The sequence below is a fragment of the Rhodomicrobium lacus genome (assembly GCF_003992725.1).
Taxonomy (GTDB): Bacteria; Pseudomonadota; Alphaproteobacteria; order Rhizobiales; family Rhodomicrobiaceae; genus Rhodomicrobium; species Rhodomicrobium lacus.
Genome location: NZ_RZNF01000002.1, coordinates 524,739 through 543,136, shown reverse-complemented (window position 1 = coordinate 543,136; position 18,398 = coordinate 524,739). Strand labels below are relative to the sequence as shown.

The 18,398-nt window shown below is 62.0% G+C and carries 14 protein-coding genes; 7 read left to right on the top strand and 7 right to left on the bottom strand.

Annotation, left to right across the window (positions count from 1 at the left end):
* Positions 1-9 precede the first annotated feature (9 nt).
* Positions 10-960, top strand: coding sequence for an SPFH domain-containing protein (locus tag EK416_RS03340; RefSeq protein ID WP_127076055.1), 951 nt, complete (start codon positions 10-12; stop codon positions 958-960).
* Positions 961-1,000: 40 nt separating this feature from the next.
* On the opposite strand, the gene rnd is transcribed toward EK416_RS03340, so the two are convergent.
* Positions 1,001-2,152, bottom strand: a complete 1,152-nt coding sequence (gene rnd / locus EK416_RS03335; protein ID WP_127076054.1) for a ribonuclease D — start codon at positions 2,150-2,152, stop codon at positions 1,001-1,003.
* Between the two features lie 330 nt (positions 2,153-2,482).
* Between rnd and aspS the strand changes: the two genes are divergently transcribed.
* From aspS to EK416_RS03315, 4 genes are all read left to right on the top strand, one after another.
* Positions 2,483-4,273, top strand: coding sequence for an aspartate--tRNA ligase (aspS, locus tag EK416_RS03330; protein WP_127076351.1), 1,791 nt, complete (start codon positions 2,483-2,485; stop codon positions 4,271-4,273).
* 32 nt (positions 4,274-4,305) lie between these two features.
* The gene (locus EK416_RS18160; protein ID WP_127076053.1) at positions 4,306-4,644 is read left to right on the top strand and encodes a helix-turn-helix domain-containing protein; all 339 of its coding nucleotides are present in this window, start codon (positions 4,306-4,308) and stop codon (positions 4,642-4,644) included.
* Positions 4,641-5,042 carry a type II toxin-antitoxin system VapC family toxin gene (locus EK416_RS03320; protein ID WP_127076052.1) on the top strand — a complete coding sequence of 134 codons (402 nt, stop codon included), beginning with the start codon at positions 4,641-4,643 and terminating at the stop codon, positions 5,040-5,042. The genes EK416_RS18160 and EK416_RS03320 overlap by 4 nt, the downstream gene beginning before the upstream one ends.
* A 364-nt stretch (positions 5,043-5,406) precedes the next feature.
* A complete protein-coding gene (locus tag EK416_RS03315; protein WP_127076051.1) occupies positions 5,407-5,826 on the top strand; it encodes a hypothetical protein in 420 nt (139 codons plus the stop codon).
* Between the two features lie 178 nt (positions 5,827-6,004).
* Here EK416_RS03315 and rsmA read toward each other — a convergent pair whose 3' ends face one another.
* The 6 genes from rsmA to lptF all read right to left on the bottom strand — a co-directional run bounded on the left by rsmA (position 6,005) and on the right by lptF (position 14,231).
* Complete coding sequence (rsmA, locus tag EK416_RS03310) at positions 6,005-6,868, bottom strand: 16S rRNA (adenine(1518)-N(6)/adenine(1519)-N(6))-dimethyltransferase RsmA (RefSeq protein WP_127076050.1); 864 nt, start codon at positions 6,866-6,868, stop codon at positions 6,005-6,007.
* Positions 6,865-7,920 carry a 4-hydroxythreonine-4-phosphate dehydrogenase PdxA gene (pdxA, locus tag EK416_RS03305; protein WP_127076049.1) on the bottom strand — a complete coding sequence of 352 codons (1,056 nt, stop codon included), beginning with the start codon at positions 7,918-7,920 and terminating at the stop codon, positions 6,865-6,867. Before pdxA ends, rsmA begins: the two co-directional genes overlap by 4 nt.
* Before the next feature lie 338 nt (positions 7,921-8,258).
* A complete protein-coding gene (locus tag EK416_RS03300) occupies positions 8,259-9,359 on the bottom strand; it encodes a SurA N-terminal domain-containing protein (protein WP_164729831.1) in 1,101 nt (366 codons plus the stop codon).
* A 234-nt stretch (positions 9,360-9,593) separates the two neighbouring features.
* Positions 9,594-11,855, bottom strand: a complete 2,262-nt coding sequence (locus EK416_RS03295) for an LPS-assembly protein LptD (protein ID WP_164729830.1) — start codon at positions 11,853-11,855, stop codon at positions 9,594-9,596.
* Positions 11,856-11,963: 108 nt separating this feature from the next.
* Complete coding sequence (gene lptG / locus EK416_RS03290; RefSeq protein WP_127076046.1) at positions 11,964-13,055, bottom strand: LPS export ABC transporter permease LptG; 1,092 nt, start codon at positions 13,053-13,055, stop codon at positions 11,964-11,966.
* A 12-nt stretch (positions 13,056-13,067) separates the two neighbouring features.
* Positions 13,068-14,231, bottom strand: a complete 1,164-nt coding sequence (lptF, locus tag EK416_RS03285) for an LPS export ABC transporter permease LptF (RefSeq protein ID WP_127076045.1) — start codon at positions 14,229-14,231, stop codon at positions 13,068-13,070.
* A gap of 252 nt (positions 14,232-14,483) precedes the next feature.
* On the opposite strand from lptF, the gene EK416_RS03280 reads away from it, so the two are divergent.
* Both EK416_RS03280 and mazG read left to right on the top strand, forming a co-directional pair.
* A complete protein-coding gene (locus EK416_RS03280) occupies positions 14,484-16,034 on the top strand; it encodes a leucyl aminopeptidase (RefSeq protein ID WP_127076044.1) in 1,551 nt (516 codons plus the stop codon).
* 1,451 nt (positions 16,035-17,485) lie between these two features.
* Positions 17,486-18,388: a nucleoside triphosphate pyrophosphohydrolase gene (mazG, locus tag EK416_RS03275; RefSeq protein WP_127076043.1), complete on the top strand. Its 903-nt coding sequence runs from the start codon at positions 17,486-17,488 to the stop codon at positions 18,386-18,388.
* Positions 18,389-18,398: the final 10 nt, after the last annotated feature.

Below are 18,398 nucleotides of genomic sequence, written 5' to 3'. Positions count from 1 at the left end.
GGGGCAATTATGGATATTTTGCCGTTTTCGTACGATCGCTATTTATGGGTTATCCTTGCTGTGATAACCGGCTGGCTTGTCTTCGACGCGTTCTTCGTCGTCAAACAGCAATCCGCTGGCGTGGTGCAACGCTTTGGCCGATTTGTCCGCGTTGCCCACCCGGGCCTCAACGCAAAAATTCCACTGATCGAGCGCGTGTCCGGCCATGTCAGCTTGAGGGTCGATCAGCTTGAAGTCTCGGTGGAAACCAAGACAGAAGACAACGTCTTCGTTCATCTTACTGTTTCTGTTCAGTATCTTGTCAGGCAAGACAAGGTCTATGAGGCATTTTATAAGCTAAGAGACTCGGATGCGCAGATCACATCTTATGTCTATGACGTCGTTCGAGCGCGTGTGCCGCGCATGAAGCTGGACGACGTCTTCGAGAAAAAGGATGAAATCGCCGACGCCGTCGAGTCCGAGCTTTCGATTACGATGAATGCGTTCGGTTATGATATTGTGAAGGCTCTGGTCACCGACATAGAACCCGACGCAAAGGTGAAAGCTGCGATGAACGAGATCAACGCGGCGCAGCGCTTGCGGGTCGCCGCGTCGGAGAAAGGCGAGGCTGAGCGCATTCTACGGGTGAAGGCGGCAGAGGCCGAGGCGCAGAGCAAGGCGCTTCAGGGCAAGGGTATAGCCGATCAGCGCCGGGCCATTGTCGACGGCTTGCGCGAGTCGGTGAACGACTTTCGGGATAGCGTGCCCGGTGCCACTACGCAGGACGTGATGACGCTGGTGCTCATGACGCAGTATTTCGATACGCTAAAGGAAATCGGTGCTGCCTCGGAAACGAACACGATCCTTCTCCCTCATTCCCCGAGCGGCCTTGCCGACATTGCGGGACAAGTTCGCGAAGCCATAATCGGCGCAGCCCAAGTCCCTGGCGCCGCGCCGCGAAGAGAGGAAGTTTCGGCCTAAAAGTTGGCTTAGTTTGAGAGAAGGCGGTGATCCGCAGACACTACAGCGGAAACACCGCGACCTCGTTCTTCCTGATGCCGAGCGCAAGGCGGCCTTCCTTCAGCGCCAGCGCCTTGTCGCCGAACAGCGGACGGCGCCAGCCCTTCAGCGCGGGCACGTCCGGCTCGTCATATTGCGCGAGCTTTTCGAGATCCTCGGCGCTGGCGAGAAGCTTCGGCGCGATGTCGAGTTCGGCGGACACGGCCTTGAGCAGCACGCGCAGAAGCTCGACCGTGGCGGACGCCGTGGCCGAAAGATCGACATGCGCGGCGGCGTTCACGACATCCCCCGGATCGCGGGCCAGCGCCGCCTCGACAGCGCGCAAAATCGCATCGCCCCGCGACCTCACGCTGTCGCGCACGGAGCGCAGCCGCGACAGGGTTTCGAGCGTGCGCGGCGCGTGTTTCGCCACCTCGTAAATGGCTTCGTCCTTCAGCACCCGCCCGCGCGGCACGTTCTCGTCCTGCGCGGCGCGCTCGCGCCAGGCCGCAAGCTCCATGATGATGGCGCGCGCCGTGCGCGACTTGCCGCCAAGCTTCAGGCGCTTCCAAGCGTCGGCCGGATCGAAGGCGTAGGTCTTTGGATCGGTGAGGACGGCGACTTCTTCCTCAAGCCACGGCTCACGGCCGGTCTGTTCGAGCCGCTGCTTCAGCTTGGCATAGACGTCGCGCAGATAGGTGACATCGCCGAGCGCATATTCGAGCTGCTTCGGCCCGAGCGGGCGCTGGCACCAGTCGATGGCCTGATAGGTCTTGTCGTGGTTCTTCTTGAGCAGCTTCTTGACGAGGGCGCCGTAGGAAATCGCCTCGCCATGGCCGAGCGCCATCGCCGCGATCTGCGTGTCGAACAGCGGCGTCGGTATCACGGACGCTTCCTGCCACACGATTTCGATGTCCTGGCGGGCGGCGTGAAAGACTTTCACGACGGAGGTGTTTGCCATCAGCGCGTAAAACGGCGACAGGTCGAGGTTCGGCAGCGGATCGACGACGGCTTCGATGCCGGGCGCGGCCATCTGGATGAGGCAGAGCTTCGGGCGGTAGGTCGTCTGCCGCATGAACTCGGTGTCGACGGTCACGAAGGGCTGTCGGGAAAGCACATCGCAAAGCGTCTTGAGATCCTTGACGGAGGTGATGACGGGCGGCAGATCGATCATTCTCTTAATGTAGCTCGGGCTGTGGGGCGGCTCTCATGACAGGCTCGCATTCTTGACAAACATCGCGGTCCATGCGCTGGTTTGTCCCGCGATTCAAGCGCTCTGAAACAGTGGGCGACCATAACTGTGTCTCTTTTAAGCCGCTTTGCCGCCATTCGGTCAAGAATTGCTGAACGGCGCCGGCTCCGATCCTGAAGGATGACTTCTGTGGAAAAAACCGCGTCTGGCGGGCGGGCGAAGTCCGCCATCTCCGGCAAGAAAACGAAGCAGGAAACCGACGTGCAGGCGGTCGACGCGAAAGGCGCGGGGTCGAACTCTGGCGCGGCGAAGCTGCATGCCTATCGCTCGACGACCTGCGGGGCGCTTCGCAGAGCCGACGCGGGCAAGACGGTGCGGCTCTCGGGCTGGGTGCATCGCGTGCGCGACCATGGGGGCCTCCTGTTCATCGACCTGCGCGATCATTACGGCCTGACGCAATGCGTGGTCGATCCGTCCGCGCCGGCCTTCAAGGCGGCGGAAGCCGTGCGCGCCGAATGGGTGATCCGCATTGACGGCGAAGTGGTGATCCGCGAGGGCGACACGGTGAACCCGAACCTGCCGACGGGCGAGGTCGAGGTGCGCATCGGCGCGCTCGACGTGCTGTCGAAGGCCGAGGAACTGCCGCTGCCCGTGTTCGGCGAGCCGGACTACCCAGAAGACGTGCGCCTGCGCTACCGTTTCCTCGACCTGCGCCGCGAGACGCTGCACAAGAACATCGTCCAGCGCACCAAAATCATCGCCGACATGCGCAAGCGGATGGTGGATGCGGGCTTCACCGAATATTCGACACCGATCCTTACCGCGTCCTCGCCCGAAGGCGCGCGCGACTTCCTTGTGCCGTCGCGCATTCACCCCGGCAAGTTCTACGCGCTGCCGCAGGCGCCGCAGCAATACAAGCAGCTCCTCATGGTGGCGGGCTTCGACCGCTACTTCCAGATCGCGCCGTGTTTCCGCGACGAAGACCCCCGCGCCGACCGGCTGCCCGGCGAATTCTACCAGCTCGACCTCGAAATGAGCTTCGTCACGCAGGAAGACGTGTGGGACACGATGGAGCCCGTCATCCGCGCCGTATTCGACGGCTTCGCGGGCGGCAAGCCGGTGACCGACGTCTTCCCGCGCATCGCCTATGATGACGCGATCGCGAAATACGGCACCGACAAGCCCGACCTGCGCAATCCCATCGAGATGCAGGACGTGAGCGAACACTTCCGCGGCTCCGGCTTCAAGGTGTTCGCAGGCATGCTGGAGAATGACAAGAAGGCGCGCGTCTGGGCCATCCCCGGCAAGACCGGCGGCAGCCGCGCCTTCTGCGACCGCATGAATTCCTGGGCGCAACAGCAGGGCCAGCCTGGCCTCGGCTATATCTTCTGGCGGAAGGAGGGCGACGCGCTCGAAGGCGCTGGCCCTGTCGCGAAGAACATCGGGCCGGAACGCACGGCGGCGATTGCCGCGCAGCTTTGCCTCGGCGATGGCGACGCGGTGTTCTTCGTCGGCGGCGACCCGGCGAAGTTCTATAAATTCGCGGGCGAGGCGCGCACCCGCGTCGGCGAGGAACTGAACCTCGTGGACCGCGACCGCTTCGAACTCGCCTGGATCGTGGATTTCCCGTTCTACGAATGGAACGAGGACGAGAAGAAGGTCGACTTCGCGCACAACCCGTTCTCCATGCCGCAGGGCGGCCTCGAAGCGCTCGAAACGCGCGATCCGCTGGAACTCAAGGCGTATCAGTACGACCTCGTCTGCAACGGCTTCGAGATCGCCTCCGGCTCGATCCGGAACCAGTCGCCCGAGACCATGGTGAAGGCGTTCGAGAAGGTCGGCCTCACGAAGGCCGACGTGGAAGAGCGTTTCGGCGGCCTCTACCGCGCATTCCAGTTCGGCGCGCCGCCGCATGGCGGCATGGCGTTCGGCATCGATCGCATCGTGATGCTCATCACCGGCGCGAAGAACCTGCGCGAAATCTCGCTCTTCCCCATGAACCAGCAGGCCGAAGACCTGCTCATGGGCGCGCCGTCCGAGGCGAGCGCGCGGCAGCTCCGCGAACTCCACATCCGGCTCAACCTGCCGAAGAAGGATGCTTGACGTAAAGCGCTCTTCTATGGCATCTTTACGCCATGGCTACGGCGGAACAGATCAAGGCGGCGCGCGCGCTCCTGCGCATGGAGCAGGACGAGCTTGCAAGGCGGGCGGGCGTCTCCGTGACGACCGTCCGGCGTCTCGAAGCGAGCGGCGATTATCCGGTCGCCGAAGAAACGGCAAGCGGTGTGCGGGCGGCGCTGGAGGAGGCAGGCGTGGAATTCATTCATGACGGCGTCAGGCTGAAGCCCGCGCATGACGCGGATGCGCTGTTCGCGAAACTCTACGCCATCGCCGAGACAAGCGCAGAGGCGCTTCGGAGAAGGCAGCCGCTCACGGATGCCGACCTCTATGGCGACGACGGGCTGCCCGCGTGATCGCGGTCGATTCGTCGGCGCTCGTTGCAATCCTCCGGCTTGAGTCCGACGCGAAGGCGCTGCTTGGCGCGCTTGTCGCGGCACGGGGGCGTGTCATGTCCGCGCTGAACGTGCTTGAAACGTGGCTGGTGCTTGCGGGCCGCGAAGGCGACGGATCGGTTTTTGCCCCGCTCGATGCGTTTATCGCGGAAGCCGGGATCGAGATCGTCCCCTTCGACGCCGAGCAGGCAGGGCTGGCGCGCGCCGCCTTCCTGCACTACGGCAAGGGACGCCATCCCGCAGCCCTCAATTTTGGCGATTGCGCCGCCTATGCGCTCGCCCGTTCGCGCGGCGTTCCGCTCCTCTATAAGGGCGCGGATTTCGCGAGAACCGACGTCGTGCCCGCGCCTGCGGTCTGAGCCGCGCCCCAGGCTCTCCTGCGCTGCGGCCTTCCGGCGGCAGTGTCGGGGCTATATTGCGCAAAAAGGGATGCGACGGGAAAAGTGTTTTGTCTGCGTGACGCAAAAACGCAAATAAAACGTACAGCCTCGGTTCTTTCCGAAAAGCAACGACGGCTGTGATGCGATTTTTATATTGCGAAGATCCTTCGTATTGCGTAATACGGATCATATCTTCCGTGTACCGTTATCTTTGCATTAGGAGTGTTGCTACATTCAAAGCGTCTCCCGTTTCATAAGCTTCAGTGCTGGAATATCTTGTAAAGACTCGAGGCCCAAAGTTGTCGAAGTAGCGTAGCGCTACGCAACAACAGGGTGAAATTGTATGCGTAAAATCCTTGCTCTGGCGGCTTTCGCCGCCCTTTACGGCCCTGCCGCTTCTGCGGCGCCTGTAGCGGCTCTCGCCGGTATCGACACTGCCGCTGTCACGGAAGCGACGCCTCTCCGTCAGGATGTACAATATGTCTATCAGGCTGAAACCCGCCGGGTGCCGGTTGTGGTGGAGCGCGACGTTGTTGTGTTGCGGCCGGTTCGCGTCCGTCCGGTCGTGGTCGCGGCAGCTCCTGTAACGCCGATCTTCGCGCCCGTCGCGGAAATCGTCGCGCCCGCGCCCGTCCCGGCGCGCGTCGCCGTGGTTCGCGCCCCGCGCCGCGTCTATGCGGCTGCTCCGGTTGCCGTCGTTCCTCGTCCGACCGCTTTCGTTGCGGCCCCGGTTGTGTCGGTTGGCTTCTTCGGCGGCTTCTGACGCATCAGGCTTTCGGTAAGGCGGGGCGGCCTTCGGTTACCCCGTTTTCCTGCCGACCAATGGCGATCTCGCTTGAAGCGCGGCATGGCGGATAGAGCGTTTCCGTATCGCGAATTGCTCTGACTTACGCAATTCCGGTTGGAAAACCGGTTCCAACTTTCCGCTCAATTGCTCCAGGCTATCCGCCACGCTGGCTTTGAAGCGCCTTCGCGATGCGGAGGAAATCCTCCACCGCGAGGCGCTCCGCGCGTTCGGCGGGATCGATGCCGGCTTCGGCCAAGAGACGGGCCGTGTCAGCTCCGAGCGATGCGAGGCTTGACCGCAGCATCTTGCGACGTTGTCCGAACGCCGCTGCCGTCACCTTTTCGAGCCAGAGCGTCGGCACAGCATCGGGCGCTTGCGGGCGCGGCACGATTTCCACCAGCGCCGAGGCTACCTTCGGCGGCGGCGTGAAGACTGACGGCGGCAGGGTGAACAGGATGCGCGGCCGCGCCCGGAACTGGGCGATCACGGCGAGCCGCCCGTAATGGTCGCCGCCGACCTCCGCCGCGAGCCGCTCGGCGACCTCCTTCTGCACCATGACGACGATCCGGTCGAACCACGGCGGCCAGCGTGTCTCGGTCAGCCAGCCTACGATGAGCGGCGTCGCTATGTTGTAAGGGAGGTTGGCGACGATGCGATTTGCGCCCGTCTCGGTGGCGAAAGCGGGGTAGTCGATACTCATTGCGTCCGCAAAGGTGACGCCGAAGCGACCGCCGCTCGCCTCCGCAATCTGGTCGAGGGCGGGACGAAAGCGCTCGTCACGCTCAATCGCGATGGCACGGCTTGCACCTTCGATCAGGAGCGCGCGTGTGAGGCCGCCGGGGCCCGGGCCGATTTCGAGCACGGTTGCGCCATCGAGCGGCCCGGCCGCGCGGGCGATCCTGCGTGTGACATTGAGGTCGAGAATGAAATTCTGGCCGAGGGACTTTCGCGCGGACAGCGAAGCGTCCTTGATGACTTCGCGCAGCGGCGGCAGAGCTTCGATCGCGGCGGCGCTCACGGGCGATCCTCCGCACCGGCTTCAGCCGCGCTTGCGGCCATCCGCCGGGCGAGGTGAAGCGCTTCGGCAAAACTCCGCGGGTTGGCCTGCCCGGTGCCGGCAAGCGCGAACGCGGTGCCATGGTCGGGCGATGTGCGGATGAAGGGCAGGCCGAGCGTCACGTTCACGCCGTCGTCGAAGGCGAGCGTCTTGAACGGGATCAGCGCCTGATCGTGATACATCGCAAGCACCGCGTCATAGGTTTCCCGCGCCGCATCGTGGAAAAGTGTGTCGGCCGGGTGCGGGCCCGAGGCGCGGATGCCCTCCGCCCTGAGGCGCTCGATTGCGGGCGCGACGATGTCCGTTTCTTCGTGGCCAAGCGCACCATTTTCGCCCGCGTGTGGATTGAGACCGCAAATGGCAAGGCGCGGGCGCGCGACACCGAAGAAGCGCGTCAGCCCTTCGGCGGTGGTTCGCGCGGTGTCGATAATGATTTCGCGCGTCAGCGCGGCAAAAACTTCTTTCAGCGGGATGTGCACCGTGACCGGCACCGTTTTCAGGCGTGGCGATGCCATCAGCATGACGGGCGGGCGCGGCGGATGGCCGTGACGCTCTGCGAGTTCGGCGAGAAATTCGGTGTGGCCTGCGTGAGGAAAGCCGGTTTCCATGAGAACGAATTTCGCGATCGGCGCGGTGACGACGGCGGCGGCGCGGCCGGTCAGCGTGAGAGAGACGGCTTCCTCGATCGATTCGATGATGGCGCCGGCGTGAGCCACGGAGGGCTTGCCGGGCACGACAGGAACGAGCGGCGAGCGAAGGGGCAGGACAGGCAGCGCCATGCCGAAGACAGCAGCAGCGTCTTCCGGGCGGGTGATGCGCGCGATGGGCGCGTCGATACCGAGGAGCGCGGCGCGAGCCTCCAGAAGGGCAGGGTCGGCGATGACGAAGAACGGGGGGAGCGCGCATTCCTGGCGCCGCACCCATGCCGCGAGCGTGACGTCGGGACCGATCCCGGCGGGGTCACCCATGGTGACGGCGAGTGGCGAGTCGGGAAACGCGTGGGAAACCGCCAAGGATAGGCTCCGGGCTAGATCAGACTGCGTGAAATCGGACCCGATGTGACGCAGAGGCTGACCGACATTTGAGATATTCAGCGTCGAGCTGCTTCCAGGCTTGCGGCGACGACGCGGCAGGCAAACGGGCGCAAAAAGGCCGCGCGTTTGAAGGCCTCGATTATAGCGTGTTCGGCAGCAGCTTCAAACGACCCTGAGAGAAAACGGCGCCGAATTGCGCGGGCGTGCAGAAGTTATGCCGCGACCTGATTCGGTTGCGCGCGCCCTGCGCATGCATTTTGCGAGCGTATGCGCCTCAGGATCAGGCCTTTCCGAGCCCGACGAGATGCCGTGATCCCTCAGTCTACCTTCGTCCGGTAATCGATCGAAGCCGACTTCTTCAAATCCTGCAGATAGCGGCGCGAGAAGCGTTCAAATTCCTGCTGTCTCGCATCGGGCTTGTTCTCGGCTGCGGCGTTGGGCTTGAGAACGATACCCTTCTTGCAGATCGCATACGATTCCACCGCACCGGAGACGAGGATCGGCGGGGTCATCTGGCCCTCGCTGGCCTTGAGGATGAGAGGCTGCGCGTCCTTGTTGAACGAGGCCAGCTTCGCCTTGTCGACTGCCTTTACGGATGCATCGGCAACAAGCTTCGCGCGCTTGGGCAGGTCCGCGCAGGAGGTGAACTTGCTGCGGAGATTTTCAGCTTCCATCATGCGCTGGCTCACCGCACGTTCGTCAGAGCCCGTGACCGCCAGCCTCAGAACGCGCACGTCGAACTGGATATCGCCATCGGCGGGCTTCTGGTCGTCGGAGGGCAGCGCCGCAAGCATGGCCGCGATACGCGGACCGTACTGGCGACGGATCACGTCACGCCAAGCGAGTTGCGCGCGGATGATATTCTGCACGGTCTTGCGGCTGATGCCGTCGGCCTCGAACTGCTGGTAGAATTCGTTGAGCTGCGGCTTCTTGCCATCGCCGCCGCCGGCGCGCTGCGCCAGAACCTCTTCGACCTCCTTGTCGGTGATCGTGATATCGAGCTTCTTCGCGGCCTGAAGTTTCAGCTTGTCTTCTATGAGCGTTTCAATGACCTGCTTGCGCGAAGTGCCGCCGCCTTCGGACAGCACGCGGCCCTTGGCTTCCTCGATGAGCTGCTTCTTGATGCGCTCGGCGGTCTGCTCAGCCTCGGCCTGCGAGCGGGGATTCGCCTGGATCATGAGCTGCCGGAAACGTTCCTTGATCGCGTCGCCGGTGAGCAGCGCTTTCATGCGATCGCCGAAACCGCTCGTGCGCGCCATCCATCGCGTGCGCTGCGCGATGTCGCCTGACGTGATCGGCTCGTCGTTGACGAGGACGACGATGTTCTGCGCTCTGGCCTCCGGCCCGGCCAGCGCCAGCACCGTCAGACCTGCGGCGACCGCGAGAGCAGCGGCGCGATGAAGCTTTGCGATTCTCATGTCGGAAACTTGGATTTCATTTGCGGCAAGAGTGTGCCTGCCTTTGCCATAATCCCCGCCTCGGTTGCGGCGGCGGGATGTGCCGCCGGGATCGCCCGGACGTATCGCCAAACGCGAATGGCGCCCCGTTTTCCGAAATGACGCAGCCGGGGCGGCCTTTCGCTGTGGCGCCATGCTCGGCGCCAGCCGTCTGGATAAATGTCGAAGCCGGACGGCCGCAGACGCGCGAGAATTCTAGCGGAACGCCGCCGCTTCAGGCGAAAGATCGGCGATCGAACTTGGCGTTGTCTGCTGACCGAAGCCCTTGATGCCGATGCGCACCATCACGGACGTATCCGGCTTCAGGTCGGCATATTCCACGAAGGTCTGCTGATAGGTGACCGAGTAAATGAAGCACTCGTCCGCATACTGGACGCCCACGCTGTTGCGAACGAATTGCGACAATTCGAGGTTGTAGCGCGCATCGCCGAAGACGGTCCACTCGTCCGTCAGCTTGACAGCCGCGAAACCGGCGACTTCCTCGCGTGGCGAAGTGAAGCCAAGCTGAGGCTGTGCCGCCACCGCGACGTAGCTCAGGGCGCCTTCAAAGATGCCAAGCTTCGCTTGAGCGCTGTAATCCTGACGGGCAACGCTGAAGTCGCTCTCGTTGAGACGGAACTGCGTCACGAAGCGGAACATGTTGAGGTAGTCGACGTAGCCGCCAACCACGTAATCCGAGCGCGTGTTATAGAGACCGGTCGTCGGATCGTAGGAGTTCTTTCCCGCAACCTGGAAGCTCTCGCCGCCAACCGCCCGAATGCTTACCCCGTTGTAGGTCTGCATCGTGTACTGCAGGCCCACATTGGCGCGCGTTCCGGTCTCGATTCGGTCGTAGCCGGAGAACTTGTTGATATCGAAAAGAAGCGTGTCGTCGAAGACGAGGCTCTGCGCGTCCTCGTTGGGCACCTTGTCGTTGTTCGCGACATTGGTGCGTGTGATGATCTGCCCAACGGGTTCGATGACGTGCGAAGCCGTGTCGGTATGCGCAACGAAGGGATAGCGATAGTCGAGACCGCCGCCCACCATCTGGCGGGTGAAGGTGTCGCTGTCGCCAAGGTCGCCGTTGACGTTCTGGAAGCTCGATACGTTGTAGATATCGCCACGTCCGAAAACGAACGGTGTGAAACGCTGGCCCAGGTCGTCCGTCAGCGTTCGCCGCCATTCAGCCTGCGTGACCACGTGGTCGGTGCGGCCGAAATAGGGGCTGGTGGTGCCATTGGCATTATAGGTGCGCTGGTCGTTCGAAGAAAGCGCGAGCGCATTCACATCGAACTTGAACTCGCCGCCGAACACCGGTTTGTCGTGGACATAATTGTAGTCGATGCTCGGATAGGCCCATGACGACTGGCTGTCGATGTATTGTCCCGTCGAGTAGTCGTAGGGCTGTCCGCCGAGGTTGCCGTAACGATTCACGGACATGTTGAAGTAGTTACGCTCACCCATGCCGGTCAGGTAGATGGACGACACACGTTCGGTCGAATAGATACTGTCGAGGTGATAGAAGCGGCGGAATGTGTCATCGCTTTCGAGGATCGCATTCCAGCCGACTTTCCAGAACTTGTTCAGCTCGAACTCGCCCTTTGTCGCGATGCTGCCGCGCCACTCGCGCTGGCCGACGAAATCGTTCGCATTATCGTTGTAGACGCCCGCGAACTTCACCTCGTAGGCGCCGTTCCACAAGCGCTGCCGCCAGTCGGCCTCCACCAGATAGCCCGCCTTGGTGGTGAAGGTGGGCGACAGAGTCAGGTCGTAATTCGGCGAGATGGCGTAATAATAGGGAACCGTCAGCGCATAACCCGTCATCGAATCGTGCCGGTATTGGGGCGCGAGGAAGCCGGAGCGCTGTTTCACACTCGGATCTGGAATATAGAAATAGGGAAGCCACGCGATCGGCACGCCGAAGAGTTCGAAGCGCGTGTCCTCGAAATAGATGTTCTGGTCTTCCTTGTCCTGAATGACGCGAGTCGCCTTGATGCGCCAGACGGGCGGACGCTCGGGATTGGCCTCGCAAGGCTTGCAGGAGGTCACCACACCGTTCTCGTAGACGGTCTTGCCGTCCTTGCGGTAAGCGTTCGAGGCGGCGATGCGGCTGTCGTCCTGCGTCAGCGCCTTCATCGACCGGATGAAGCCATCGCGGAAATTCGAGCTGAGTGTAAGCCGTTCGGCGTTCACCACCGAGCCGTCCGCCTCCTTGAGACGGACGTTGCCGATGGCCGTCAGCGTGTTCGCGGACTTGTCGTAGATGACTTCGTCGGCAAGCAGGATGTTCTCGTCGTAATAGATTTCGACGTTGCCGCGCGCAACCACGCGGTTGTTGCGGTGATCGTAAACAAGATCGTCGGCCTGCAGCAGCAGAGGCGATGCCTTGTCGGGCGACACCTTCTTGGCCACGGTGGTTTCGCCACCGCGCGTCTGATTGCTTGGCGTCTGCGCACGCGCGACGCTGCCCAGGCACATCAGGCATGCCAACATTGCTGCCAGCAGTTTGCTAGGCATCGCTCGCCGCTCTCTTACTGAAGACCACCACTCTCAAGCCCCCCGGTCGACTCACACCTCTGCTCCTGATTACCCGTCCTCCTGGTAGAGAAGGACGGTTGCCGAAAGAAGAAGGGCAACAAGCGCCGGTCCCCAAGCCGCCACCGTAACAGGGACTAATCCCGACGCGCCCACCTTTCGCGACAGTTCAGAGAATATGAAAAAACCGAACCCCCCGGTTAATCCCGTCAGAACCATAGTTTGGATTTTGCCAAAACGAAAGGCTTTCAGCGAGCAGGTTGCAGCGATCAACACCATCGCGGCCATAAGAATAGGACGCACGAGAAAAAGCTGGTACTGAAGTTCATACTGTGTCGTTGGAAGACCGGCTTTTTTTGCAAACGTAATAAATCCAGGCAAATCCCAAAAAGACAGGGTTTCCAATGACCCGAGACTATTCATTATCTGAGCAGCACCAAGATATGTACTTACAAAATATTCATCGTAATGCCGAATGGCCTCGCCGGAACCTTGCACAGTTACGTTTTCGAGGCGCCAAAAACCTTGCCGCAGTTCGGCCTTGTTCGCTTGTATTTGTTCATAAAATCTGTTGGCGGGATCAAATTGCAACAGCGTCACGCCAGCCAGCGTCAATCCTCTGTCTGCTGACGTCTTGGCATGCAGGATCGTCGGCCCGTCCACGCTCTCCTGACGCAGCCAGGAGCCCGTGCCGCGGGAGGTCGCGAACGATTTCTCCGACTGGAGAACGTCGGCCAGAAGCTTCTCCGACTTCGCTTTCATGGCGGACGCCACCGGGTTGTAAATGGTAACGGCGAAAATGCCGAAGAGCATCGCGACGACAAGCGCCGGCTGGACGAACTGCCAAACGGAAAGCCCGGCAGCCCTTATGATCGTCAGCTCCGAGGTGCGGCTGAGACTCAGGAAGGCGGCGATGGTGCCGATCAGGATCGCAAAGGGCAGGGTGAGTTCCGCGAAAACGGGAATGCGCAGAAACGTGATCAGCGCGAGTGTGCCCGCGCTCACGTCCTTTCTCGCGCCGCTTCGGAGCACCTCGACGAAGTCCACGAAAAATATGAGAAGCAGCGTCACGAAGAAGACGCCGAGGATCGTCATGGCGAACCGTTTCGCCATGTAGCGTCCGACGGTGGTGAAAATCATCATGACGCAAAATCCTCAGGACGCCGACGCGGCGGGTGCGGAACCGCCGCGTTTCAGAAACGAGGGCAGGCGCAGACTGGGCAGCGCTATGACGGGCGCGCCGATGTCGAACCGCAACATCACAAGCCCTCCAGCGATCACTGCCACGGGTATGCCGTAGATCAGGCCTAGCGCCCATGCCTTCTTTCCCACGATATTCACGCCCGCGATCCCGACGATGCGGATGGCGGCACCGAGCGCGAAGGCCGTGAAAAGATTGCCCGCGCGGCCCTCGCGCGTGGTCTTCGGGCGCCCCAGATACAGCACGGCGATAATGGCGAAGGCGATCGGATAGATCGCACCGGAAAAGCGCTCGTGGATTTCAGAGCGGAACGCTCCCTTGTTGTTCGTATAGGCGGCGCTTTCCTTGTCAGGGTAAAGAAGCTCGCCGATATCGCGCTCTCGCGGCTTTCGTTCGCGAACGCCTTGTTTCGCGGAAAAGTCGCCGATGTCGAAGCCGTAGCTCGTGAAATCCACGATCTGCGCGGCAGTCTTACCGGCCTGCTGGCGAATGATCTTGCCGTCGTGGAGCATCATGGACGCCCGCCCTTCATCCTGAAGGATCTGGCCGCGCTCCGCGATGACGGTCGTCACCGACTTCGGATCGCGCTCGTCGCGCACGACGACGCCCAGAAGCTCCCCGTCGTCGCTCTTTGCGCGCATGTGGAAGGTCAGGCCCGGTTCGAGGTCGGAGAACTCGCCCGGCTGGATCACCTGCGAAAGCACATCGGCGCGTACTTGCGACACCGTATCGCCGAGAAGCCGCGCCGCCTTCGGCAGCACGAACAGATTCGCCGTCAGCACACACATAGACACCACGACCGCGAGGAACAGATAGGGCGAGAGCAACCGCCAGACCGACGAGCCTGCCGCCGACAGCACAATGAGTTCGCTATCGCCCGAAAGACGGTTGAGGCTGTGAAGCGCGGCGATCAGGAAGGCAACGGGAGCCACCGTGACGATCAGGTTCGGGATGGCGAGCGCGGTGATCTGGAGAAACAGAAGGAACGTCTGTCCCTGCGCGGTGAGAAGCTTGATCTCGCGCAAGAGCGACGTCAGCCAGACGATGAGCGTCAGCGAAACGAGGATCATGATGAGCGCCGACGCCGTCTGGCGGAAGATATACCGGCTAATCAGCATTCAACGATCACTCCAGCGGGCGGGGCACGCTCCGGCTTTGCCCGATCAACGAGCGGTCCTGTTTCGGCATCCGGCGCCCGGTAAAGGCGCGTTCGAGGCGATTCAGGTTCGAGGCTTCACTACACATGGGTTCATGGCGCATTTTCGGCGCGATTTCGAGGGATGTTTCCTTTGGACGCGGACTTTGCAACGCCGCGCGTTTCCTGTACGCTTTCCGAACTCGATTTCCCGCCAGAACGGTCCGCTCACTCGATGACAGAACTTCCAGCCGTTTCGTTCGCCTCGTTGCAGCCGGAGCCGAAAGGCTCGACCGTCGTGTATTTCGTGACGGAGGGCGAAGACCTTCCACCTCCGATCAAGCGGCTCGACAAGACGAGCGCCGGCGCCGTTTCGCGCGCAATCGAGGTGTCCGGGTTCAAGCCGAAGCGCAAGAATCTGCTGGAAATTCTGGCGCCGCATGGTCTCAAGGCGGCTCGGCTCCTGCTCGTTGGCATCGGCGACGCCAAGACGCTGACGCATCGCGACTGGATGGACCTCGGCGGCGTGGTGCGGGGCAAGTTGCCGAAAAAGACGACCGAGGTCGACGTGGTATTCGCGGGTGTCGATCACCTGCCGGAAGACGCGCCGCTCGGCTTCGCGGCCGGCTTCAGCCTCAGAAACTACACCTTCAAGAAATACAAGTCGAAGGTCGCCAAAAGTCCGGAAGGCGGCGACGAAAACGAGCCGGACGAAGGCCGCGCTCCGCCGAAGCTTTCTATTTTTTCCTGCTGGGGCGACAAGCTCGCGGCGAAGCTGGAACACACGCAGGCCGAGCTTGCGGGCGTCTATCTCGCGCGCGATCTCGTCAACGAGCCGGCAAATATCCTGACTCCGCCCGAATTCACGGCTCGGCTGCGCGCGCTCGAAGCGCTTGGCCTAACTGTCGAAGTGCTGGACGAGGTAAAGCTCAAGTCGCTCGGCATGAATGCGTTGCTGGCGGTGGGGCAGGGGAGTGCGCAGCCGACTTCGGTCGTCGTTCTGAGGTGGAACGGCGCGGTCGGTCGCTCGGCGGGCGACGGCAATCTCGTGTTCGTCGGCAAGGGCGTCTGCTTCGATTCAGGCGGCATTTCCATCAAGCCCGGGGCCGGCATGGAGGACATGAAGGGCGATATGGGAGGCGCGGCCGCGGTTGCAGGCGCGATGGCAACGCTTGCGCTGCGCAAGGCACCTGTCAACGCGGTCGGCATCGTCGGACTCGTCGAGAACATGCCGAGCGGCACCGCGACGCGGCCCGGCGACATCGTCACCTCGGCTTCGGGCCAGACCATCGAGATTCTCAACACCGACGCCGAGGGGCGTCTCGTGCTGGCAGACCTTCTGTGGTATGCGCAGGAGTATCTCGAACCGAAACTGCTGATCACGCTTGCGACGCTCACGGGCGCCATTCTCGTCGCGCTCGGCAAGGAGTATGCCGGGCTGTTTTCAAACGATGACAGGCTGGCGAACGAAATCATCGAGGCGGGAGCGCAATCTGGCGAACTCGCCTGGCGCATGCCGCTTTCCAAGAAATATAACAAGCTTATCGACGGCAAGTTTGCCGATATCAAGAATATCGGTGGGCGCGACGCCGGTTCGATCACCGCCGCACAGTTTCTGCAGCGTTTCGTCAAGAATGGCACGCCGTGGGCGCACCTCGATATTGCCGGGACAGCTATGGCATCGCCCTCGACCGACATAAATCAAAGCTGGGGGTCGGGTTATGGCGTCCGGTTGCTGGATCGCTTCTCGGCGAAATTCCACGAAACGCCATCGGCAGAGGCGTAACTCAGTCTGAGCCGCCGATCGAGGCGGACAAGCTGTTCCACATCAGCGATCTACGCGCGGTGCCGTCGTCCGATTAATGGCGGCAGCTGTCGGTGCATCTCAAGCTATGGCATTCAGGGAATTCGGAACGCGCTTCAACGGGAGCGCGTTTTTGTTTCTGGCGTCTCGCCTCGGCATGCTCGTGAACGCGACGAGTAAGCCCCGTTGAGAAGGGCAACGGCCAAGCCTCGCTAAAGTGGTGCATATGGCCATCGTCGCTCGCCGAGCCCAGCACCACGCCTGAACCCTTGCATGTGTCGGCAGCCACATTTCCAGGTTCCCTGAAGCCGGAGACGGAAAGACCGCGAACGATGAGCGGGCTTGTGAGAAGTCGCGTCCAGCCTCTGACGGGTCTCAAGGCAATCGACCCGGCTTTGTGCGATTCGCATAAGATGCATTATGGAAAGTTTCCGTAATGCAGCAACGACCGGCCGACAACCCGCGATTTCCCAGCTGGCGCATCCGCTGCACACCGCCACGACATCATCGAGCGTCCTGTCTTTGTTCTCGCCCTGTCTCATGCGCCTGCCATTCACGGGCGCCTGCGCACGGCAGGCTCGTGTTTTCGCGTTGTTTTTTGGCGTGAACGTAGCGGCTGTCCCACGTCGCGGGAACAGAACGGAATTCATTAAAATTTTAAGTGACAAAATGCGGTATACGGAACTTTTCGAGAACCCGGACTCGCCTTTCATAAGGCAAAACGATATCATCTACGTCTCGGATCTCTCCGAAAAATAGGCAACACCTCACCTTCTCGTGCAAACCGCTATTTCAGGCGACGATCCAGGCTGGAAAACCGAATTTTATGGCGAGGGCCCCGCAAGCCGGACCTTTCGTTGGGTCGAATCACCGGGCGCTGACGCGGCTCCGGCGGCGGCTAAGGACAAAAAGTGAACGCGGGAACGGCGGTCCTGTTGTCCTTTGTTCCCATCGAGGAGGGCCGATGGCAAACGGTCCGAAGAAAAAACGTGCGCGGAATGTCTGGGATGCCTGCTTTCCACGGAATGCAAAATCGAGGGAACGCGCGATCGTGGGCTTCAGATCGGCCTCCGCCAAGGCGGCATCGCTTTGGCGAAGGCAAGCTTGCCGGCAACACCAATCGACGGCGTCATGCGGCGTCCGGCTTTCGGGAGGATGCCGCAGGCGGCCTGGGATCGGGATTTCCGGCGTCGTGGCGGGCGCTTCGCCGACGGAATGCGACGGCGCGGCAGCGGGTATGCTCACTCCGTGCGGCCGGGACGCGACGCGCGACAAGGCGGATATCGTCCGCAGACGATGGATCGCCCGATAAAGGAAGCGGAAGATTGATGCGACGACCCGCATGACGCGTCCTTGCACGTCTTTTGCCGAAGGATATAAACCGTAGGGTGATTTGGTCTTGACCGTCAATCGCCCCTGGGCACGGAGGAAGCGTGACGAACGAATCGGAAACTCGGGCGAATGACACCCTAGCGGAGGCGCCCTCTTCCGCCGAGGAGCAGCTTTCGCGGCTGATCGCCATCATGGCGCGCCTGCGCGACCCCGAACGCGGCTGTCCGTGGGATGTGCAGCAGAGCTTCGGCACCATCGCGCCCTACACGATCGAGGAAGCCTATGAGGTCGCGGACGCGATCGAGCGCGGCGACATGGACGACCTCAAGGATGAACTGGGCGACCTGCTTTTGCAGGTGGTCTTCCACGCGCGGATGGCCGAGGAAGCCGGGCATTTCGCCTTCGTCGATGTGGCGCGCGCGATAAGCGAGAAGCTCATTCGCCGCCATCCCCATGTCTTCGAGGGCGCGGGCGGCGCTTTGGACGCGAAAGCGACCTGGGAGGCGATCAAGGCCGAGGAACGCAAGGCGAAAGCCGAGAGGCGGGGCACGTCCGGTGCTGCGGATCCGGAAACTTCGCCGCGCGACCTGTTCGATGGCATCGGCGCCGGTCTGCCTGCGCTCCTTCGCAGCACGAAACTGCAGGGTCGCGCCGCGAGCGTCGGTTTCGACTGGCCGAACGTCGCGCCCGTTCTCGACAAGGTGGATGAGGAACTTGCGGAACTGCGCGCGGAAATAGCCGCACCTGCGGGCCCCGAGACCGACAAGCGCCGCTTCGAGGAATTCGGAGACCTGATGTTCGTCGTCGTCAATCTCGGGCGCTGGCTCGACATCGATCCGGAAGCTGCGCTTCGCTCGGCCAACGCGAAGTTCATTCGCCGCATGGGCGAGGTTGTGAAGGGCGCGGAGGAGGAAGGCCGCAAGCTCGAAGAGATGCGCCTCGACGAGATGGGGGTGTATTGGGACCGGGCAAAGGCCAGGGAACGCGAACAAGGCGGGAAGTAACCGGTTGCTT